General features: G+C 49.0%; 22 protein-coding genes. All 22 read right to left on the bottom strand.

Translation table 11 applies throughout. The features are described 5' to 3' along the window. Positions 1 to 5 precede the first annotated feature (5 nt). Positions 6 to 257 carry a F0F1 ATP synthase subunit epsilon gene (locus A1sIIB60_RS01345; RefSeq protein ID WP_095677099.1) on the bottom strand — a complete coding sequence of 84 codons (252 nt, stop codon included), beginning with the start codon at positions 255 to 257 and terminating at the stop codon, positions 6 to 8. Positions 258 to 261: 4 nt separating this feature from the next. Then, positions 262 to 1680 carry a F0F1 ATP synthase subunit beta gene (gene atpD / locus A1sIIB60_RS01340; protein WP_095677098.1) on the bottom strand — a complete coding sequence of 473 codons (1419 nt, stop codon included), beginning with the start codon at positions 1678 to 1680 and terminating at the stop codon, positions 262 to 264. Continuing rightward, positions 1680 to 2594: a F0F1 ATP synthase subunit gamma gene (locus tag A1sIIB60_RS01335; RefSeq protein ID WP_095677097.1), complete on the bottom strand. Its 915-nt coding sequence runs from the start codon at positions 2592 to 2594 to the stop codon at positions 1680 to 1682. The genes atpD and A1sIIB60_RS01335 overlap by 1 nt, the downstream gene beginning before the upstream one ends. Positions 2595 to 2597: 3 nt before the next feature. Then, the gene (atpA, locus tag A1sIIB60_RS01330; RefSeq protein WP_095677096.1) at positions 2598 to 4238 is read right to left on the bottom strand and encodes a F0F1 ATP synthase subunit alpha; all 1641 of its coding nucleotides are present in this window, start codon (positions 4236 to 4238) and stop codon (positions 2598 to 2600) included. Positions 4239 to 4300: 62 nt separating this feature from the next. Further along, positions 4301 to 5137, bottom strand: coding sequence for a F0F1 ATP synthase subunit delta (locus tag A1sIIB60_RS01325; protein ID WP_095670727.1), 837 nt, complete (start codon positions 5135 to 5137; stop codon positions 4301 to 4303). A 5-nt stretch (positions 5138 to 5142) separates the two neighbouring features. Beyond that, positions 5143 to 5676 carry a F0F1 ATP synthase subunit B gene (locus A1sIIB60_RS01320; protein WP_095670726.1) on the bottom strand — a complete coding sequence of 178 codons (534 nt, stop codon included), beginning with the start codon at positions 5674 to 5676 and terminating at the stop codon, positions 5143 to 5145. A 28-nt stretch (positions 5677 to 5704) separates the two neighbouring features. Beyond that, positions 5705 to 5908: an ATP synthase F0 subunit C gene (gene atpE, locus A1sIIB60_RS01315; RefSeq protein WP_018206788.1), complete on the bottom strand. Its 204-nt coding sequence runs from the start codon at positions 5906 to 5908 to the stop codon at positions 5705 to 5707. 23 nt (positions 5909 to 5931) lie between these two features. Continuing rightward, on the bottom strand, positions 5932 to 6720 hold the full coding sequence (atpB, locus tag A1sIIB60_RS01310) for a F0F1 ATP synthase subunit A (RefSeq protein WP_095670725.1): 789 nt from the start codon (positions 6718 to 6720) through the stop codon (positions 5932 to 5934). 128 nt (positions 6721 to 6848) lie between these two features. Further along, positions 6849 to 7052: an AtpZ/AtpI family protein gene (locus A1sIIB60_RS07225; protein ID WP_125932378.1), complete on the bottom strand. Its 204-nt coding sequence runs from the start codon at positions 7050 to 7052 to the stop codon at positions 6849 to 6851. Between the two features lie 20 nt (positions 7053 to 7072). Continuing rightward, positions 7073 to 7498, bottom strand: a complete 426-nt coding sequence (locus A1sIIB60_RS01305; protein WP_095677095.1) for a Cg1360 family ATP-synthase-associated protein — start codon at positions 7496 to 7498, stop codon at positions 7073 to 7075. Next, positions 7491 to 8594: a glycosyltransferase family 4 protein gene (locus A1sIIB60_RS01300; protein WP_095670723.1), complete on the bottom strand. Its 1104-nt coding sequence runs from the start codon at positions 8592 to 8594 to the stop codon at positions 7491 to 7493. The genes A1sIIB60_RS01305 and A1sIIB60_RS01300 overlap by 8 nt, the downstream gene beginning before the upstream one ends. 16 nt (positions 8595 to 8610) lie before the next feature. Then, complete coding sequence (locus A1sIIB60_RS01295; RefSeq protein WP_095677094.1) at positions 8611 to 9876, bottom strand: serine hydroxymethyltransferase; 1266 nt, start codon at positions 9874 to 9876, stop codon at positions 8611 to 8613. Between the two features lie 17 nt (positions 9877 to 9893). After that, positions 9894 to 10535, bottom strand: coding sequence for an L-threonylcarbamoyladenylate synthase (locus A1sIIB60_RS01290; RefSeq protein ID WP_190277184.1), 642 nt, complete (start codon positions 10533 to 10535; stop codon positions 9894 to 9896). 5 nt (positions 10536 to 10540) lie between these two features. Then, positions 10541 to 11404, bottom strand: coding sequence for a peptide chain release factor N(5)-glutamine methyltransferase (gene prmC, locus A1sIIB60_RS01285; protein WP_095677092.1), 864 nt, complete (start codon positions 11402 to 11404; stop codon positions 10541 to 10543). Positions 11405 to 11432: 28 nt separating this feature from the next. Further along, a complete protein-coding gene (gene prfA / locus A1sIIB60_RS01280; RefSeq protein WP_095677091.1) occupies positions 11433 to 12521 on the bottom strand; it encodes a peptide chain release factor 1 in 1089 nt (362 codons plus the stop codon). 122 nt (positions 12522 to 12643) lie between these two features. Continuing rightward, positions 12644 to 12880, bottom strand: coding sequence for a 50S ribosomal protein L31 (gene rpmE / locus A1sIIB60_RS01275; protein ID WP_095670717.1), 237 nt, complete (start codon positions 12878 to 12880; stop codon positions 12644 to 12646). Between the two features lie 166 nt (positions 12881 to 13046). Beyond that, positions 13047 to 13439, bottom strand: coding sequence for a hypothetical protein (locus A1sIIB60_RS01270; protein ID WP_095677090.1), 393 nt, complete (start codon positions 13437 to 13439; stop codon positions 13047 to 13049). Between the two features lie 114 nt (positions 13440 to 13553). Continuing rightward, complete coding sequence (gene rho, locus A1sIIB60_RS01265) at positions 13554 to 15137, bottom strand: transcription termination factor Rho (RefSeq protein ID WP_095677829.1); 1584 nt, start codon at positions 15135 to 15137, stop codon at positions 13554 to 13556. Positions 15138 to 15300: 163 nt separating this feature from the next. Then, positions 15301 to 16227, bottom strand: a complete 927-nt coding sequence (gene thrB / locus A1sIIB60_RS01260) for a homoserine kinase (RefSeq protein WP_095677089.1) — start codon at positions 16225 to 16227, stop codon at positions 15301 to 15303. 4 nt (positions 16228 to 16231) lie between these two features. Next, positions 16232 to 17317: a threonine synthase gene (gene thrC, locus A1sIIB60_RS01255; protein WP_095688866.1), complete on the bottom strand. Its 1086-nt coding sequence runs from the start codon at positions 17315 to 17317 to the stop codon at positions 16232 to 16234. Next, on the bottom strand, positions 17314 to 18612 hold the full coding sequence (locus tag A1sIIB60_RS01250) for a homoserine dehydrogenase (RefSeq protein ID WP_095688865.1): 1299 nt from the start codon (positions 18610 to 18612) through the stop codon (positions 17314 to 17316). The genes thrC and A1sIIB60_RS01250 overlap by 4 nt, the downstream gene beginning before the upstream one ends. 4 nt (positions 18613 to 18616) lie before the next feature. Beyond that, positions 18617 to 19933 (bottom strand): diaminopimelate decarboxylase, encoded by a 1317-nt coding sequence (lysA, locus tag A1sIIB60_RS01245; protein ID WP_095688864.1) that lies wholly within the window; start codon positions 19931 to 19933, stop codon positions 18617 to 18619. Between the last annotated feature and the right edge of the window lie 2 nt (positions 19934 to 19935).

The raw sequence follows: 19935 nt of genomic DNA, 5'->3' as shown, positions 1-19935 counted from the left end.
TGAAACTAACCGACCGTTTCTGTAAGTATCGAAACGCGATTGTTAGCGACAGATAAGAAGCCGCCCTGTACGTTGAATTCCTTCGTCGTTCCATCGACTGCTTTGATGCTCACGGCACCGTCGACTAGTACGCCAAACAAAGGTGCGTGATCTGGAAGGACACCGAGGTCTCCTTCAGTTGTGCGAGCAGAAACGAAAGTTGCCTGCCCGGACCACACCTGTTGTGTTGGCGATACTAGTTCGACGTTAAGTGCCATGTGATTAGCTCTTCGCTAACTCTGCAGCTCTGCGCTCGACATCGTCGAGGCCACCGCACATGAAGAATGCTTGTTCTGGAAGGTGGTCGTACTTGCCATCAGCTAGTGCTTCAAAGGCTGAGATTGTCTCTGATAGCGGAACGAATGAACCGTCGATACCAGTAAAGACCTTCGCAACGAATGTGTTCTGTGACAAGAAGCGCTGGATGCGACGTGCGCGACCAACTAGTACGCGGTCATCTTCTGACAATTCATCGATACCGAGAATTGCGATGATGTCCTGTAGATCCTTATAACGCTGCAAGATCTGCTTAATGCGGTTTGCAACACGGAAGTGGTGCTCACCGATATAGCGTGGATCCAAGATGCGTGATGTTGAGTCAAGTGGATCCACAGCTGGGTAGATACCAAGCTCTGAGATCGGACGAGACAACACTGTTGTTGCATCTAAGTGCGCGAAAGTTGTGTGTGGGGCTGGGTCGGTAATGTCATCTGCAGGAACGTAAATTGCCTGCATAGATGTAATTGAGTGACCACGAGTTGAAGTAATGCGCTCCTGCAACTGACCCATTTCATCTGCAAGTGTTGGCTGGTAACCCACAGCAGATGGCATACGGCCGAGAAGTGTTGATACTTCAGAACCTGCCTGAGTAAAGCGGAAGATATTGTCGATGAAGAGCAATACATCCTGCTTCTGAACATCGCGGAAGTACTCAGCCATGGTTAGCGCTGAAAGAGCAACGCGAAGACGCGTGCCAGGTGGCTCATCCATCTGACCAAAGACCAAGGCTGTCTTATTGATAACGCCGGTTTCGGTCATTTCCAGGAACAAGTCGTTACCTTCGCGAGTACGTTCTCCAACGCCGGCGAATACAGATACACCACCGAAGTTTTCCGCTACGCGGTAGATCATTTCCTGGATAAGAACAGTCTTACCAACACCTGCACCACCGAAGAGACCGATCTTTCCACCCTTTACATAAGGTGTTAGAAGGTCGATAACTTTGATACCAGTCTCGAACATTTCGGTTTTTGACTCGAGTTGATCGAATGCTGGTGCATCGCGGTGGATTGGCCAACGCTCTTTAATATCAAGTGATGATGTTGGAACATCGAGTGATTCGCCAAGTGTGTTAAAGACGTGGCCCTTTGTAACGTCACCGACTGGCACTGAGATAGCTGCTCCGGTATCTGTTACCTCTGCGCCACGGACCATTCCGTCTGTTGGCTGCATAGAAATTGCGCGCACAAGGTTGTCACCAATGTGTTGTGCAACTTCAAGGGTCAAGGTACGAGTAGTGCCACTCATGGTGGTCTCTACGTGGAGCGCGTTAAAGATCGATGGCATTGAATCCGCTGGGAATTCAATATCCACGACCGGTCCAATAACTCGGGCAACGCGGCCTTTACCTGTTGATGACATCATTCACTCCCTGCACTAGCTGAGGCTAACGCGTCTGCGCCGCCCACAATTTCACTGATTTCTTGGGTAATTTCGGCCTGACGAGCCGCGTTCGCAAGTCGGGTTAGCGACTTGATTAAATCATCAGCGTTGTCAGTCGCTGACTTCATAGCGCGACGGCGAGCAGCATGCTCGGAAGCAGCTGATTGCAACATCGCGTTGAAGATTCGGGCTTCGATATAGCGAGGAAGAAGTGCGTTAAGTACTTCACCTGCATTTGGTTCGAACTCGTACATTGGAAGCAAGCCAGATGGTGCTGGTGTATCGCTCTCAATAACTTCCAGTGGCAACATGCGCTTGGCCATTGCATTTTGAGTCAACATTGATTTGAACTCGGTAAAGATGATATGGATTTCATCCACGCCAGCGTTATCGGTTTGAGCATCTGCAATGAATGCAGCAATCAAAGCTTCGGCAACTTCTTTAGCGTTCTCATATGTTGGGTTATCTGAAAAACCTGACCAAGAACCTGCGATATCGCGGTTGCGGAACTTGTAATAGTTAACCGCCTTGCGACCTACAAGATAGTTAGAAACTTCAAGACCACGTTCACGGATCATGGCGGCGAGTTGTTCGCCTTCCTTGATCGCGTTATTTGAATAAGCACCAGCCATACCGCGGTCGGCAGAGATAATTAAAATCGCTGCGCGCTTTGGGTTTTCAGAAGGTGTAGTCAATGGGTGGTTTGTTGAAGAGAAGCTAGCAACAGCGGATACGGCACGGGTCAACTCATTTGCATATGGAGTCGAAGCAGCAACGCGTTGCTGTGCTTTGACAATACGAGAGGCAGAGATTAACTCCATAGCCTTCGTAATTTTCTTAGTCGCCTTAACGGATCTCATCCGTCGGCGATATATGCGTAGTTGAGCGCCCATGGGTTACTTCTTCACCGCCGGTGGCACAAACTTTGTGATCGCTTCAGCGCCTTCTGAATCAAGTGCTTCAGCAGGTGCATCGTTAACGATTCCTGCAGCAGAAGATTTGAATTGCTTCTTGAAGTCAGCAACTGCTGTCTTCATCTTGGCAACGGTGTCATCTTCGAGCATCTTGGTCTCTGAAATTACGGTGAAGATATCTTTACGTTCGCGACCGATGAAGTCGAGAAGTTCAGATTCAAAGCGACGGATATCAGCAACTGCAACAGAATCAAGTTCTCCTGAAGTTCCGGCCCAGATTGAAACAATCTGACGCTCTAGTGAATAAGGTGAGTACTGACCTTGCTTTAGAAGTTCAACCATACGTGCACCGCGCTCGAGTTGAGCCTTTGATGCCGCATCTAGGTCAGAACCGAAAGCAGCGAAGGCTTCGAGTTCACGGAACTGTGCGAGATCAAGACGCAGACGACCAGCGATCTTCTTCATCGCCTTTGTCTGTGCAGAACCACCAACGCGAGAAACAGATACACCTACGTTGATCGCTGGGCGAACGCCTGCGTTGAAGAGATCTGTTTCAAGGAAGCACTGACCATCTGTAATAGAAATAACGTTGGTAGGAATGAACGCAGAAACGTCATTTCCCTTTGTTTCAATGATTGGAAGGCCAGTCATTGAACCGCCACCGAGTTCATCAGAAAGCTTTGCGCAACGTTCTAGCAAACGTGAGTGTAAGTAGAAAACATCTCCTGGGTACGCTTCGCGGCCTGGTGGACGACGAAGTAGAAGTGAGACTGAACGATAAGCCTCAGCTTGCTTTGATAAATCATCGAAAACAATTAGAACGTGCTCGCCCTTGTACATCCAGTGCTGACCAATTGCAGAACCGGTGTAAGGAGCGAGGTACTTGAAGCCCGCTGGGTCTGATGCAGGGGACGCGACGATTGTTGTGTACTCCATTGCGCCAGCTTCTTCGAGTGCGCCCTTAACAGATGCGATCGTTGAACCCTTTTGACCAATTGCAACGTAGATACATTTAACTTGCTTCTTCTTATCGCCAGTTAGCCAGTTTTCGCGCTGGTTAATGATCGTATCTACCGCAACTGCAGTCTTTCCGGTCTGACGATCACCGATGATCAACTGGCGCTGTCCGCGACCAATCGCTGTCATCGCATCGATCGCCTTAATACCTGTTGCAAGTGGTTCCTTAACTGGCTGGCGCTCAACTACAGAGGGAGCCTGTAGTTCAAGTGCACGGCGTGCGTCAGGTTTGATTTCACCCTTGCCATCAATTGGGCGACCAAGTGGATCAACAACGCGACCCAAGAAGCCATCACCAACTGGTACAGAAAGAATTTCACCAGTACCGCGTACTGATGTTCCTTCTTCAATTCCTGCGTAACTTCCGAGAATAACAACACCGATCTCGCGCACATCGAGGTTAAGTGCAAGACCTAGTGTTCCGTTCTCGAACTGTAGAAGTTCGTTTGCCATTGTTGAAGGAAGTCCCTCAACGCGAGCGATTCCATCGCCTGCCTGGCTAACTGTTCCTACTTCGTCGCGAGCTGCGGCGCCTGGATCGTATGACTTAACGAAATTCGCTAAGGCATCCCGAATTTCATTCGGTTGGATCTTGAGCTCTGCCATGTCGTTCTCCCTTTTTCGTTTCTTCTTAAATCTTCTCTATTACTGATTTGTTACTTTTTTTCTTACGCTGACTGACCAACTAGTGCACGCCCAGCATTTGCCAGGCGGTTTACAACGCTTCCATCGACTAACTCATCTGCGAACTTGATTGAAACTCCACCCAGAATTGTTGGGTCGATTTGTACGTTAATGCGGATTGGCTGACCGACGTTCTTCTCAAGAACTGTTGCAAGTCGCTTTGACTGTGCATCAGTTAGAGCAGTTGCTGTACGCACAACTGCGATTAAGCGGTTGCGACGATTTGCCAAACCAAAGAGGTAATCAGCGAAGGCTGCTTCGATGCTGCGTCCGCGAAGGGAGGCAACAAGTGCGCTAGCGATCTTGATTGTTGAGGCAGATGCCTTCTTGCCAAGTACTTCAGCGATTAACGCTGACTTGGCCTCAGTTGAACCAACACTTACGAGCGCCTTGCGGAGCTCGAAATTATCGGCAACCAGGCGTGAAGTTTCGAAGAACTCATCTTCTACGCGATCGAGTTCGCCAGCAATATTTGCTGCAGATGCTTCTGCCTCAATTGCTAACTGCTCTGTTGCATAGACCAGATCCTTAGTTGCTGACCAACGAAGACCAGAGAGTTCGCTGAGAAGTGATACAGCGAGCGTTCCGGTTGATTTTGTAAATAGATCTTTAACAAGTGCAGCCTTTGCTGCCTTATCGCGTGCTGGATCTGTAATTGCGCGACGCACAGAAGTGTTATCGGCAAAGAGATCTGCTGCTGCGAAGAGGTGAGAAGACAACTCTGAAGCCGATGCCGCGCTTGCGCCCTTGACTGCAACATCGAGTGCAGCACGTGCAGCCACGAGTGACTGACGGCTACTGCCTCCGAGGTGAATTCTCATTTTCCTTACTTGCTCTTCTCTAGATCATCCAAGAAACGGTCAACGATCCGTGATTGACGAGCCTGGTCATCTAAAGATTCCCCGACAATCTTTGAAGCGAGTTCAACTGCAAGCGCACCGACTTCGTTGCGAAGTGATGTGATTGCTTGTTGGCGCTCTGCCTCAATGGATGCGTGTGCAGCAGAAGTAATTCGTGCTGCTTCTTCTTGTGCTTTCGCACGAAGTTCTTCAACGATAGATACGCCCTGTACGCGAGCTTCTTCACGAAGAGTTTGTGCTTCTTCGCGCGCCTTTGAAAGCTGCTCGTTGTATTGGGAAAGCGCGCGTTGCGCTTCGAGCTGCGCCTTTTCGGCGCGCTCCATTCCACCTTGAATCGCCTCAGTGCGTGCAGTGAATGCCTTTTCGAACATTGGCACCACTTTGCTGCGCAGAACAAGGAAGAGAAGTGTGAACGCAACCGCACCAACGATGATTTCCGATGTATGCGGAATCAAAGGGTTTAGCGTCTCTCCCTCGGCGGCAAAATAGAATTTATTCATAATTAGTTCAGATTATTTTCTGGGCTAATTAGAGAACGAAAGCTAGAACGAGACCGAAGAGTGCGAGAGCTTCAGCGAGCGCGAATCCAAGGAACGCGATTGGCTGTAGAACGCTACGTGCTTCAGGCTGACGTGCAACGCCGTTGATATATGCGGCGAAGATAAGTCCGGTTGCAATACCAGGACCGATTGCTGCGAGGCCAAAACCGACCAGGTTGAGTGTGCCTTCCATTTTTTACTGCCTTTCGTTAGGTGTTAGTGCTCGTCGGCAAGGGCGCCGGCGATGTAGAGAGCGGTCAACAGGGTAAAGATGTACGCCTGAAGACATTGAACCATGAACTCGAAGAAGGTCAACACGATGCCGATACCGAAGGCAAACGGGCTAACCAACTTCAAAGCAAGTGCACCCTGGGCAAGGTGTTCTCCGCCCAAGATAAATACGAGCAACAGTAAGTGGCCCGCAAACATATTTGCAAAGAGACGCAGTGAGAGCGTCAATGGACGAACTAAGAAGAAGGTAAGAATTTCAAGCGGGGTAATCAAGATGTATGCAGCCTTTGGAACGCCAGGCATGAACATGATGTCCTTGAGGTATTTGAAAACGCCGTGCTTTTTAATTCCGATGTAGTGGAAGACGAAGAATGTAAATGCAGCTAAGACATATGCGAAGCCAACGTGCGACATCGTTGGGAACTGGAGAAGCGGAATAATTCCGAACCAGTTATTGACCAAGATAAAGGTAAAGAGTGTAAATAGGTACGGAACAAAGCGAAGGAATTCGTGGCCGATTACATCTTTTGCAAGGTCATTTCGCACAAAGGCGTAAACACTTTCGCCGGCGAACTGGAGCTTGGAAGGCACGACTGCCGCTTTACGTGATGCGGCGATAAAGAAGACTGAGATCAAAACTACAGAGAGTAGAACTAAGAAAATCGGTTTAGTCGTATAAGGGTTATCGCCAAAAATGGGAGGAAGTTCGAAGTCTTTGGTACTTGGCGGGACAAAGCCTTCGCCTTCAGCGCTTGAACGAACTAACGCGAGCACACGAACTCCAATTTACTTAGACGAGATAAGGGAATTGCCTGTAACGGGGCAACCTTATGGGTAAAAGGCTCTACCTGTGAAATCCAAAAACCGATCTCCAGGGGTGGGGCTGGTCACTTATCTAGGCGTTATTCGCGGCCGAATCGTAGCCAGACCAAATAAATGGCCCCGCCCATACCCACGAGCAGACCGGCCAAGGTTAGGTAACTGGTGTCGAACCACTTATCTGCGGCATAGCCAACCCCGCCCCAGAAAAGTAGTCCAGAAAGGAGGTAACCGAAGATGGTCCACATTGCGTTTTCATCGCGCTTGTTCTGACTGCTGTTACTCACTGGGACCTCCGTGGCCGTAATTACTGTTTTGCTTGAGGGGGTAATGGTAGATGAGTTTTGAGCTTGAGGTAACTAGCGATCTCTCCCCCGAGCCAGGCGACCGTAAGCGCACAGGCTGCGACTCCGAAGCTCAAACGATCGATTACATCGCGATCGGTGTATTTGGCTAGCGCCCATAAGAAGAGGCCGAGGAAGAAAAGTTTTGCAAAGTAAGAAAATAGCGCCATAGCCATGGTGCTTATCGGATCAAGATTTCTAGTTAGGCGCGATACCAAGATATGCACGATGAAGTAAATAGCGACTATAAATTGCGCAAGCAAGGCGCCATAGAAACCAGCAAGACCGCGAGTTAAAGTAAATAGCACTATCGCGATTGCGCCAACAATCAGAGTTGGCTTTACCGCACCTCGCAGAAGTTGTGATTCATTTGATTGCGTATCAGACATGGCTCACACTTTCTGTAATTCGTAACGACTTAGATTTACCGCGGCTAAAGAAGATCGTGAACGCCAACATAGCCCCTGCAAATATCGCCGCCACCCAAAGTGGAGCAAATGCTGAAACGGTGACAGGAAAGGCAATCGTTGCGGTCCACAAATACATAATCGCAGCCGTGCGGATTTGCGTATTGCCAGCGCGCATAATGCGGTGATGTAGATGTTCTTTATCGGATGAAAACGGAGATTTGCCGGCGCGAATACGGCGAAAGATCGCCAGAGTTAAATCAGCAAGTGGAATTGCAAGAACTGCAAAAGGAAGAAGTAGCGGCAATAGGGCAGGCCCAAGTTTCTCTTCGCTAATTGCATTTGGATCTACCTGGCCAGTTAAAGTGATTGCAGAGGCTGCCAGCATTAAGCCAAGGAACATTGACCCCGAATCCCCCATAAAGATGCGGGCGGGATGCGAGTTGTGTGGCAGGAAACCTAAGCAAACACCGATTGCGATCGCGGTAATAAGCGATGGTGCACCTGCGCGGTTAAAGCCGTAAACAACTGCCAATAAATATGCGAAGGCGAAGAAGGCAGAGCCCGCAATTGCAACTATTCCAGCGGCTAAGCCATCTAGGCCATCGATAAAGTTAACGGCGTTGATTGTTACGAGAACTATAAGCACGGTAAGCAATTGGCCAACGCTCGGTGGCAACATGGTTACGCCATTTATCGGCAACCATAAGATTTGAATTCCGTATAACAACAAGATTCCGGCAGCAAGTGCTTGGCCTGCCAACTTGGTAATCGCATCTAGTTCAAATCGATCATCTGCCATTCCCAGTAGAACCAAGAAGGTTCCGGCTAAGAAAATTCCTTGCGCATCATTACCGAAAGATTTTCCAACGAGTTCTAAATTTCCGACAATTAAGAAGGTAGCTGACATCGAAAGCCACATCGCAAGCCCTCCCCAACGTGGAGTCGGAATGACGTGAATATCGCGCTTTCGAATCTGTGCCACTGCGCCAAAGTGCAAAGCCCATTTTCTTACAAAGGGAGTGATGATGTAACAGAGCGCTGCTGCAAGTAAGAGCGTTACGAGATATTCACGCATGCGCTAATCGCTGCCTTTATGCGGTGTAGATCGGAAAACGCGCAGTAAGTGCGTGTACTTCAGATTTGATTGCCGCATGTGCCTTCTCATCATCAGTCTTAATGGCGCGCGCGATAAAGGCTGCGATCTGCTGCATCTCTGCAACGCCCATTCCTTGAGTTGTTGTCGCAGGAGTTCCAACGCGAATACCGCTTGTGATACCTGGCTTTTCTGGATCGAAAGGAATTGAATTCTTATTCATAACAATTCCAGCTAAACCGCAACGCTCATCTGCAACTTTTCCTGTTACGCCAGTGCTGCGAATATCCATCAGCGCTAAGTGGGTTTGGGTTCCGCCAGAGACAGCGCGCATTCCCTCTTTTTCAAGAGCTGCTGCAAGTGCCTGGGCGTTAACAATTACATCCTTGGCATACTTTTGATAGGCAGGTGTGGCACATTCGGCGAGCGCAATCGCTTTGCCAGCAACCGCCGACATGATTGGTCCACCCTGCATACCTGGAAATACCGCTTTATCAATCGCTGCCGCATGCTCGGCCTTAGTCAAGATCATTCCGCCGCGAGGTCCGCGCAGAACTTTATGAGTTGTAAATGAGACAACATCTGCATAAGGAACTGGTGATGGAATTGCCTTACCGGCAACTAGTCCGATGAAGTGCGCCGCATCGACCCACATGATCGCTCCGACTTCATCGCAGATTGCGCGAATCTTTTCAAAGTCGACTAGTGATGGGTAAGCGGTTGCGCCAGAACAGATCATCTTTGGCTTAGTGCGGATCGCGATATCGCGCAGCTCGTCGTAATCAATTAACTCGTTATCTTGGCGCACACCGTATGACTCGACGTTAAACCACTTTCCAGAGAAGTTAACAGGTGAACCATGTGTTAAGTGGCCACCATGAGCAAGTGACATCGCAAGGACGGTATCGCCTGGCTTGGTAAATGCTTGATAGACCGCGACGTTTGCGCTGGCTCCTGAGTGTGGTTGTACGTTGGCATGTTCTGCACCGAATAAAGATTTAGCGCGATCGATCGCAATTACTTCGGCTTTATCGACTTCTTCGCAGCCGCCGTAGTAACGCTTGCCTGGATAACCTTCTGCATATTTATTGGAGAGGGTTGAACCAAGGGCCGCTAATACTGCGCGAGATGTGAAGTTTTCAGATGCGATTAACTGCAGATTGGTCTGCTGACGCTTTAGCTCGGAAAGTAGAACTGCTGCAATATCTGGATCCTGCTTGCTAAGCAGTGCAAAATCCGGGCCATAGAAAGTCTCTGCGCTCATGCGGGCAAGCCTAAGCCTTATGGCGCAGAAATGTCGGGTGCGATCGCTGTGATTTGCTCAGCCGAGATCGCCCCAACGCGCACGATACGGGCTGGCTTGCTATCGCCCGCGACAACTGTGGTGGCCGGTCCTTGGGTGATTGACCCAACTGAAAAGATTGCTGCCACTTCAAGTTCGGTAAATGTTAAATCAAATGGATCGGTAATTGGAGAATTACCTGCAGGCGCTGCAGAGGCGACCGCGAGTGGTCCGTGCGCTTTGGCTAATTGCAAAATGAAATCCGCACTTGGCACTCGCACACTAAATGAATCTAATTGTTGGCCATCACCTAAATCCCAATTGAGTCCGCGCTGTGGTTTTAAATTTATTGATAACTGTCCTGGCCAGAAATTATCAATCAATTTTCTTACTGGTTCGCTAATTTCACGGGCAATGCCATCTACCGCTGCGCTTGAACCGATCATTACTTGCGCAGATACACCAAGTTCATCTCCACGAAGTACATGCAGCGCGCGCACCGCATCGTGAAAGAAGGCATCAGCGACAAGTGCATATGAATTCTCAAGTGGCGCCACGATTACATAACCATCTTTAAGGGCCGCTGCCGCGCTGGCTAAGTGCTCACTTATCGCACCCGAATTGATGTCAATGGTTGCCATAGCCATTATTTTCTCACCGCAGAAGTCCAACGGGGACGATCATTTAAATCTTTATGTAGAACTATCTCGGTGAAATCGCGAGACAAGACCGCATCAATCGCGGCGCCTTGTTCTTCAGTATGTTCGATCGCTAAGACTCCCCCGCTCTTTAACAATCGAGCGGCGGCATCGATAAAACGTTTTGGGAGTTCCATCCCAGTTTCACCGCCAAAGAGCGCGATATGTGGCTCATGCTCGGCAACATCGCGAGGAAGCGATTGAGTGTTAGGAATATATGGTGGATTAGCTATAACGATGTCGCATTTAACGCCCGGCAATACATCAGCCACATCGCCTTCAACAACGCGTACGTTCTCGGAAATCTTCGCCACATTCTTCTTCAGCCACTCAGTAGCTTCAGGACTTTTTTCTACTGCGATGACTCTGGTTCTTGGCGCTTCAGTAGCAATTGCAAGTGCTAGCGCGCCAGAGCCTGATCCGAGATCTATTACTGAAATCTCTCCAGTGACTTTTTCTTCTAAGTTTTTAACATGTGTGAGTACGGCTTCAACCAGTAGTTCACTTTCCGGACGTGGCACCAATACCCCCGGACCAACTTCAATTTCTAGATGTCGGAAGTAAGCGGTGCCAGTTAGATATTGCAGAGGTTCATGTCCTGCGCGGCGAGAAATCAACTTTGCGAAGGTATCTTCAATTACGCCAAAGTCGCCAAGTGATTTAAGGGTGGCATCCAACTTAACCGAATTATGGAGATCCATTCGGGAGATGCCGAGAACGTATGCAAATAAATGTTCAGCATCGATTTCGGCGATATCGGCCGCCGCTAACTTCTCTTTCGCCGAACGAAGCAGGCTCTTGATCTCGCTCATTATTTTTTGATTATCTAATTAATTGAGATTAGTTCGTTGAAGAAAGCTTTGCTGCCTTATCGGCATCCAGTAAGGCTTGAACTACATCATCTAACTCGCCATTTAATACTGAATCTAAGTTATTTGATTTGTAATTTACGCGGTGATCACTGAGGCGATTTTCTGGGTAGTTATAGGTACGAATTCGCTCAGAACGATCAACAGTGCGAACCTGGCTCTTACGCTCTGCCATTGCAGCCGCTTCTGCCTTTTCCTGCGCATCTGCGAGCAAGCGCGCACGCAAGATACGTAGCGCTGATTCTTTATTCTGCAACTGTGACTTCTCGTTCTGGCATGAAACAACAATGCCGGTTGGTACGTGGGTCAGGCGCACAGCAGAGTCAGTGGTGTTAACCGACTGTCCTCCAGGGCCTGATGAACGATAAACATCTACGCGCACATCGTTCATATTTAGCTCAACATCTACTTCTTCTGCTTCTGGCAAGACAAGTACGCCTGCTGCAGATGTATGAATACGTCCCTGGCTTTCAGTCTCTGGAACGCGTTGCACGCGGTGAACGCCACCTTCAAACTTTAAACGCGCATAAGGAGTTGTTCCAGGTTCTGGTGTTCCCTTGGATTTAATCGCCATCGAAATATCTTTATAGCCGCCGAGATCGGACTCGGTCATATCGATGATCTCAACTTTCCAATTGCGCTTTTCGGCATAGCGTTGATACATACGGACCAAGTCACCTGCAAAGAGCGCTGATTCATCTCCGCCTGCTCCTGCCTTAACTTCAATAATCACATCGCGATCATCGTTGGGATCACGGGGCAGCAAGAGCTCTTCTAATTTATCCGCTGCTGCTTCAACAGCGGTCTCCATTGCTGGAAGTTCGGAAGCAAATGATTCATCTTCTTGCGCCATATCGCGCGCCGCTTCTAAATCATCGGCGGCAGACTTCCAAGCGTTAAAGCCGGCAACAACGGGACCAAGCTGCGCATAGCGGCGACCAAGTTGGCGCGCTTTGCCCTGATCTTCGTGGATAGAAGGATCAGCCATCTGCTTTTCTAGCTCTTGATACTCGCGCACCATTTCATGTGCTGATGCAAAGCGATCTTTATCTTTTGCCATTTGGCTTCTCCTTTCTTCGTTGTCTTCGTTGTATTTATAGTTTTGCTAGTAGTAAATAACTTTAAGAAATAAAAAGACCGCGCCGCAACCTCATTGGGTTGCGATGCGGTCTTTTAAGAAAGCTACTTGGAAGGCGCGGCGTTCTTTGATTTAGAGTTATTACCGAAACGCTCTTCGAACTTAGCGACGCGTCCACCAGTATCGAGGATGCGCTGCTTGCCTGTGTAGAACGGGTGGCAGACTGAACAAACTTCAACGTAGATAGATCCGCTGGCAACTGTTGAGCGAGTAACAAACTTTTCGCCGCAACCACAAGTTACTTGGGTCTCTTTATATTCTGGGTGAATATCTTTCTTCATTTTTATATTCCTTCATCTATGTCTGGGTCCGCGATAAACGGTGAACCAGGGCCACTTATGCCATTCGGTATGGCTAGGCGCTAATACTCTCGCGAAAAGAGAAAACCGCAAAATCCGTGCGCACGCAGCACGGATTTTGCGGCTTCCACCCTTTCGGGGGAAAGAGTTAGGCCTTTGGAGCCGCTGTTGGTGAAGCCTTCACTGGCTTAGCAGGTTTAACTGGCTTTGCGAGAGCTGCAATTGCAGCCTTGGCTGTTGCATCTGCAGCAGCGTTTGCACTCTTGCGCGCATCTTTTGCCGCTTGTAGTTGTGCATCAGTAGTTACATTTGCAAGCGCTGCTTGGAAATCTGCAAGGGCTTTTGCGCCAGCTGCACGACGGGCATCAATGATTGCGCGATGAGCAGTTACATAGGTATCCATCTGCGCTCTAAACGTTGCTTGTGCTTGCGCACGCGCAACTGCAGCATCTTTTGTATCTGCTGCTGTTGCTGATGAAACTCCACCAAAAAGTGAAGCCGCGACTAGTGCGCCTGCGAGGATCTTCTTTGAATTCAACATTTACTGCCTCCGTATTCGCCGGCCCGTTTGGCTTTGGCTGATATGGAGATAGTGCGCGCCGACTTTGTGAAGACCTTGCGAAGGGCTTGCGGTCAGGCGGTGAAAGTTAAGAAATTAGCCCTCGTTTGGACCAGAAGTGGTCTTCTGGATCTGCATCAAGAACTCGACGTTGGACTTAGTGCCCTTCATCTTCTCAAGCAACAGCTCAAGCGCTGCCTGTGGTTCAAGTGCATGCAGCACGCGACGCAATTTCCAAACAATGTTGAGTTCTTCAGTTCCCATAAGAATTTCTTCTTTACGAGTACCTGATGCAACAACGTTAACAGCAGGGAAGATGCGCTTATCGGCCATCTTGCGATCGAGGATGAGCTCCATATTTCCGGTGCCCTTGAACTCTTCGAAGATAACTTCATCCATACGTGAACCGGTATCGACAAGTGCTGTTGCAAGAATTGTTAGCGATCCGCCATCTTCGATATTACGTGCGGCACCGAAGAACTTCTTTGGTGGATATAGAGCAGCTGAATCAACACCACCCGAAAGGATGCGGCCTGATGCAGGTGCTGCGATGTTGTATGCGCGACCTAGACGAGTAATAGAGTCAAGGAGAACGACTACATCGTGGCCGAGTTCAACCAAACGCTTGGCGCGCTCAATAGCGAGCTCTGCAATTGTGGTGTGATCATCGGCTGGACGATCGAATGTTGATGCGATTACTTCACCCTTAACAGAGCGCTGCATATCGGTAACTTCTTCTGGGCGCTCATCAACTAGAACAACCATTAAGTGACACTCTGGATTATTTGTAGTGATCGCATTTGCAATTGATTGCAAGACCATGGTCTTACCGGCCTTTGGAGGCGAAACGATAAGTCCGCGCTGGCCTTTACCGATCGGCGCAATCAGATCGATAACGCGAGTAGTAAGAATGTTTGGTTCGGTCTCAAGACGCAGACGCTCTTGTGGGTAAAGCGGAACTAACTTGCCGAATTCAACGCGACCGCGCGCTTCCTCAGGAGTTACGCCGTTTATTGTTTCGAGGGTAATAAGTGGGTTGTACTTCTGGCGTTGTTCGCCTTCGCGCGCCTGACGTACTTGGCCTGTAACAACATCGCCCTTGCGAAGTCCGTACTTGCGTACTTGCTGCTGTGAAACATAGACATCGTTTGGACCAGGTAGGTAGCCACCGGTGCGGATAAATGAATAGTTATCCATGATGTCGACGAGGCCGCCAACTGGAACTAGAACATCATCTTCGCCAATTACAGGCTCGCGCTCTTCGCGTTGTCCACGATCGCGATTGCGATCACGGCCACGGTTGCGATCACGGCCACGACCGCGGTCGCGTCCACCAAAGCCACGGTCGTTATCGCGTGGTCCGTTATCGTTCACGTTTTCTTCGCCGTCGCCATCGTCATCTGACTCGTTAGCTGAGTTCGATGAGTTGTTCGCGTTTTCACGATTGGAATTCTTCTTTGCATTGCGCGCTTCACGGCGGGCTTCGCGTTCGGCCTTTGCGGCTTCGCGGTTTGCTGCCTGTAGATCAGCGATTGCGGTTACGAGCGCATCCTTCTTTAACTTTGCAGCGCCATCAATACCGAGCTGTGCAGCAACTTCTTTTAACTTTGGAAGACTCATCGCGGCAAGCTCTGGTGAATTTGAGCGTACTGGCGTTACTTCCTGATCTTGATCTGTCATCTCTATCTTTTCATTTGGGGCTTCGATTACGAGTTTGAGTTCGTAACAGCAAAAAGCCTGTTGATTTGGATTTATTACCTGCCGACTTTCACCGTAACTTCCGGCACTAGCAAGTGGGATAACCATAGCACCATACGGCTACGAGCGGCAAAACTCACTTGGCTTAGAGGATCGTTGCTCCAGTACGCGAAATCTCTAGGGATTTCGCCTCAAATTTCGAACCTGCAGCTCTACTTAATTCAGCAACATCTGCCTCGGTGCCAGTGTGCAAGGCAAGGACTGTTGGGCCTGCGCCAGAGATAAATGCCGCAACTCCTGCAGCACGTAACTTAGTTAATAAGGCAAACGATGCTGGCATCGCTTCTGCACGATATGACTGATGCAGAAAATCTTCAGTTGCGCGGTAGAGCAGATCTGGGCGCAAAGTAAGTGCGTGCACCAAAAGCGCTGAATTTGCAGAATTTCTCGTTGCATCGCGATGAGGAATTGTTTCTGGCAACATCTTGCGCGCCTTAGAAGTCGCAACGGCAGTTGCCGGAATAAATGCAATCGCACGAATGCGGGTATCAACGCTTAAAGAAATCGCTTGCGCAACTTCTTTCCCGTGTTGCTCTTCCTTCCAAGCCACAACTGCGTTTCCATAAAGCGCAGCCGCGACGTTATCGGGATGGCCTTCCATCTCTGTTGCGATCTGTAACAACTTCTCATCGCTCATCTTGTCAGAGCCAGTTAGAACTAGCGCGCGGGCAAGAGAAAGTCCGCCAACGATTGCACTTGCAGAAGAACCAAGGCCGCGACCATGTGGAATTACATTAAGTGCGCGAACGGCAACGCCCTTTGGCTTTCCGCCAAGGAAATCAAAACCTTTATACATCGCCTTAACAAGTAAGTTCTTATCTGTGCGTGGAACATCATCGGCGCCTTCACCGGTTACATCGATATCCAGACCAGCATCATCAAGAATTTGTGCAACGTAGCGATCGTGCATGCCGAGCGCTAAACCAAATGAATCAAATCCCGGACCCAGGTTGGCGCTAGTTGCAGGAACCTGCACCTGAATTGGATTGGCTTTAAAAGTTGGTTTAGCCATGGCTTTACTTAAGTCCTAAAGCCTTTGCGGCAGCAACAGCGTTTACCTTTACGATCTTTGGCTTTGCAAACTTTTCCAGCGCCCAAGAAATATCTTTTAGTCCGTGGCCAGTAACAGTAATTACGATCTTCTTACCCTTAGGTAATTTGCCAGCCTTCTTATATTTAATTAAGCCTGCGATACCGGCAGCTGATGAAGGCTCAACAAATACGCCTTCTTTTCCAGCAACAAGTGCGTATGCCGCCAAGATCTCTTTATCTGTAACTGAATCAATTACGCCGCCTGATTTATCGCGCGCTTCGATTGCTTGATCCCAAGATGCAGGGTTGCCGATACGGATCGCAGTAGCGATTGTTTCAGGCTTAAGAACTGGCTTTCCCTTAACAAGAGGTGCAGAACCAGCAGCTTGGAAGCCGTACATTTGCGGCAAGGAATTTGAGATTCCATCTTTGCGGTATTCGTTATAGCCCTTCCAGTAAGCAGTGATATTTCCTGCATTACCTACGGGAAGTGCGTGAATATCTGGCGCGTAACCCAACATATCGATTACTTCAAAGGCGGCAGTTTTTTGTCCTTCAATGCGATATGGATTGACTGAGTTAACAAGTGCAACTGGATAGTTATCAGAGAGATCGCGCGCCAGAGTTAAGCAATCATCAAAGTTTCCATCAACCTGCAAAATTTGTGCACCGTGGATAACTGCTTGGGCAAGTTTTCCGGTTGCAATCTTTCCGGCAGGAATAAGTACTGCAGAGATCATTCCGGCCTTTGTTGCATATGCGGCAGCGCTAGCTGAAGTATTTCCAGTTGATGCGCAGATAACTGCCTTTGCGCCATCTTCGGCAGCCTTTGAGATAGCCATGGTCATGCCGCGATCTTTAAATGAACCAGTTGGGTTGATGCCTTCGTACTTTAACCAGACATCGTTGCCGAGAAGTTCAGATAAATAGTACGCGTAGATAAGTGGTGTGCCGCCTTCTCGTAGTGAGACAACGGGGGTCTTTGCAGAAACTGGCAAGCGATCGCGGTATTCCTCGATTACTCCACGCCATTGATGTGCGCCAGATTTCTTCGATTTGAAAAGGCTCATGCGCTTGTTGCTCCTTCTACGCGGATAACACTTGAAATATTTTGAACAGCGTCCATCTTCTTCAAAGACTCAACAGTTGCCTTAAGTTCGCCTTCAGTAGCTAAGTGGGTAACGATTGTGACTTCAGCATCGTCATTACGTCCTGCTTGGTTAACTGTCTGAATCGATACGCCGTGGTTGGCGAAAGTTGTAGCAATTGCAGCCAAAACACCTGCTTTATCCGCAACTTCTAGGCGGATTAAGAACTTAGTTTTAGTTGATTCGATAGGTGCGATATCGCGGTCTGCGTAATCTGTTTCGCGCTGGCCAACTGAGTTAAGTGCGATGTGGCGAGCAACTGCAACCACATCTCCCAAGATTGCTGATGCTGTTGGGGCGCCACCTGCGCCACGACCGTAGAACATCAAAGATCCAGCAGATTCTGCTTCGACAAATACGGCGTTGTAAGCATCGCGCACTGAAGCCAGAGGATGGCTCTTATGCAACATAACCGGGTGAACGCGAACTGATATTTCATCAGCAGGTGTCAGCTCGGCTATAGCCAGCAACTTAATGACGTGATCCATTGATTTTGCGATCTTCACATCTTCCAATGTGATCTTTGAAATGCCTTCGCGGTAAACATCGTCAACGGTTACGCGAGTGTGGAAAGCAAGGCCCGACAAGATCGCGGCCTTTGCTGCGGCATCAAAGCCTTCAACATCTGCAGTTGGATCCGCTTCGGCATAACCAAGTGCTTGCGCTTCTTTCAAAACATCTGCGAATTCGCGGTCATCTTCATGCATCTTGGTCAAGATGTAATTTGTGGTGCCGTTTACGATGCCCATTAAACGAGTTACGAAATCGCCGGCAAGTGAATCGCGCATTGGACGAATAATTGGGATCGCACCAGCAACTGATGCTTCATAGTAGATATCTTCACCTTTGGCATATGCGGCGGTAAACATTTCAGCGCCATGGCTAGCAAGTAGCGCTTTGTTCGCTGTAACAACAGATTTACGATTTTCGATCGCAGTCATGATTAATTCGCGAGCTGGTTCGATTCCGCCCATAACTTCGATGATTAGATCGATCTCAGGATCGTTAACAATTGAAAATGGATCAGTTGTAAATAGGCTCGGATTGATTCCTTCGTAAGGCTTAATTGTGCGAACTGCGATGCGTGAGAGTTCCATCTTTACGCCGGCGCGAGTAGATAGTTCGGCGGTATCGGCTAGCAACAAGCGCGCGACAGAACTTCCGACCACGCCACATCCGAGCATGCCGATACGTACTGGTTTATCTGCTGGGCTCATCTGCCTATTCTTTCACATCAAGTGCGAGCAGATCTTCCTCATTTTCACGGCGGACAATTACGCGGGCTTTTCCATCTATTACTGCAACTACAGGTGGGCGCGGCACATGGTTGTAATTGCTGGCCATACTGCGGCCATATGCGCCAGTAGCCGGAATCGCTATCAAGTCACCGGGTGCGATATCGCTTGGCATATTAATTTCGCGGATAACGATGTCGCCAGTTTCGCAATGCTTTCCAACAACGCGTGAATTAACTGCAGATGCAGATGAAGCGCGATGGGCAATAACTGCGTGATATTCAGCGTCATAAAGTGATGGACGAATATTGTCGCTCATTCCACCATCTACGGAAATGTAACGACGGACTTTGCCATCTTCGAGAACCACATCTTTAGTTGTGCCAACTTCATACAAAGTAAATGTCGTTGGGCCAACAATGGCGCGCCCTGGTTCTATAGAGATAATTGGAATACTCAATTTATGTTTTTCACATGATGCTGTAACCGCACTGCGCAGCGCTGGCATTACCTCACCAGGTTCTAGAGTTTCATCGCCTGGCAAATATGCAATTCCGTATCCGCCACCGAGATCTAGTTCAGGAAGTTCTTTGCCGTAAACATCGCGGTACTTTGCTAGCAACGAGATCAAACGATCTGCGGCAAGTTGGAAGGAGTCTGTACCGAAGATTTGTGAACCGATATGAGAATGAAAACCGCGGAGTTCAAGTTCTGGGTGGCTTAAGACTTTTTCAACCGCCGCCCAAGCAGCGCCGCTGGCGATAGAGAAACCAAACTTCACATCTTCATGGGCAGTTGAAATTGATTCGTGGGTATGTGCCTGAATACCTGGAGTAAGACGCAACATGACGCCTTGTACTTTCTTATGGCTACGGGCAACGGTAGCTACGCGATCAATTTCATGGATTGAATCCATAACAATTGTCTTAACGCCCACGCTTACCGCGCGATCTATCTCTGAAACCGATTTATTGTTTCCATGTACTTCAATCTTCTGCGGATCGATTCCACCAGCAAGTGCAACCGCTAGTTCGCCTCCTGTGCAGACATCGATACCGATTCCGCACTCCTTAACCCAAGTGGCCACAGCAGTTGAGATAAAGGCCTTTGCTGCGTAATAAACAGTGCCAGCGTGCGAACCAAACTCATCGCGCAGGGCGTTATTCCAAGCCATTGCACGAGTGCGAAAATCATCTTCATCGATAAAGAATGCTGGCGTTCCAAATTCTTGCGCCAACTTTGTTGCAGGGATGCCCGATAGGTGAAGTTCACCATTTGTGAAAGAAATATTCTTCGACCACATAG

The organism is Candidatus Planktophila lacus, assembly GCF_002288385.1.
Classification (GTDB): Bacteria; Actinomycetota; Actinomycetes; order Nanopelagicales; family Nanopelagicaceae; genus Planktophila; species Planktophila lacus_D.
Note: the sequence above shows the minus strand (reverse complement) of the source record. Positions and strands in the feature narration are given on the sequence as shown.

Coding starts and splice junctions, on each gene's coding strand:
- A1sIIB60_RS01345 (WP_095677099.1), bottom strand. CDS start 257: ATGGCACTTAACGTCGAACTAGTATCGCCAACACAACAGGTGTGGTCC.
- atpD (WP_095677098.1), bottom strand. CDS start 1,680: ATGTCATCAACAGGTAAAGGCCGCGTTGCCCGAGTTATTGGACCGGTC.
- A1sIIB60_RS01335 (WP_095677097.1), bottom strand. CDS start 2,594: ATGGGCGCTCAACTACGCATATATCGCCGACGGATGAGATCCGTTAAG.
- atpA (WP_095677096.1), bottom strand. CDS start 4,238: ATGGCAGAGCTCAAGATCCAACCGAATGAAATTCGGGATGCCTTAGCG.
- A1sIIB60_RS01325 (WP_095670727.1), bottom strand. CDS start 5,137: ATGAGAATTCACCTCGGAGGCAGTAGCCGTCAGTCACTCGTGGCTGCA.
- A1sIIB60_RS01320 (WP_095670726.1), bottom strand. CDS start 5,676: ATGAATAAATTCTATTTTGCCGCCGAGGGAGAGACGCTAAACCCTTTG.
- atpE (WP_018206788.1), bottom strand. CDS start 5,908: ATGGAAGGCACACTCAACCTGGTCGGTTTTGGCCTCGCAGCAATCGGT.
- A1sIIB60_RS01305 (WP_095677095.1), bottom strand. CDS start 7,498: ATGTCTGATACGCAATCAAATGAATCACAACTTCTGCGAGGTGCGGTA.
- A1sIIB60_RS01300 (WP_095670723.1), bottom strand. CDS start 8,594: ATGCGTGAATATCTCGTAACGCTCTTACTTGCAGCAGCGCTCTGTTAC.
- A1sIIB60_RS01295 (WP_095677094.1), bottom strand. CDS start 9,876: ATGAGCGCAGAGACTTTCTATGGCCCGGATTTTGCACTGCTTAGCAAG.
- A1sIIB60_RS01290 (WP_190277184.1), bottom strand. CDS start 10,535: ATGGCAACCATTGACATCAATTCGGGTGCGATAAGTGAGCACTTAGCC.
- prmC (WP_095677092.1), bottom strand. CDS start 11,404: ATGAGCGAGATCAAGAGCCTGCTTCGTTCGGCGAAAGAGAAGTTAGCG.
- prfA (WP_095677091.1), bottom strand. CDS start 12,521: ATGGCAAAAGATAAAGATCGCTTTGCATCAGCACATGAAATGGTGCGC.
- rpmE (WP_095670717.1), bottom strand. CDS start 12,880: ATGAAGAAAGATATTCACCCAGAATATAAAGAGACCCAAGTAACTTGT.
- A1sIIB60_RS01270 (WP_095677090.1), bottom strand. CDS start 13,439: ATGTTGAATTCAAAGAAGATCCTCGCAGGCGCACTAGTCGCGGCTTCA.
- rho (WP_095677829.1), bottom strand. CDS start 15,137: ATGACAGATCAAGATCAGGAAGTAACGCCAGTACGCTCAAATTCACCA.
- thrB (WP_095677089.1), bottom strand. CDS start 16,227: ATGGCTAAACCAACTTTTAAAGCCAATCCAATTCAGGTGCAGGTTCCT.
- thrC (WP_095688866.1), bottom strand. CDS start 17,317: ATGAGCCTTTTCAAATCGAAGAAATCTGGCGCACATCAATGGCGTGGA.
- A1sIIB60_RS01250 (WP_095688865.1), bottom strand. CDS start 18,612: ATGAGCCCAGCAGATAAACCAGTACGTATCGGCATGCTCGGATGTGGC.
- lysA (WP_095688864.1), bottom strand. CDS start 19,933: ATGTGGTCGAAGAATATTTCTTTCACAAATGGTGAACTTCACCTATCG.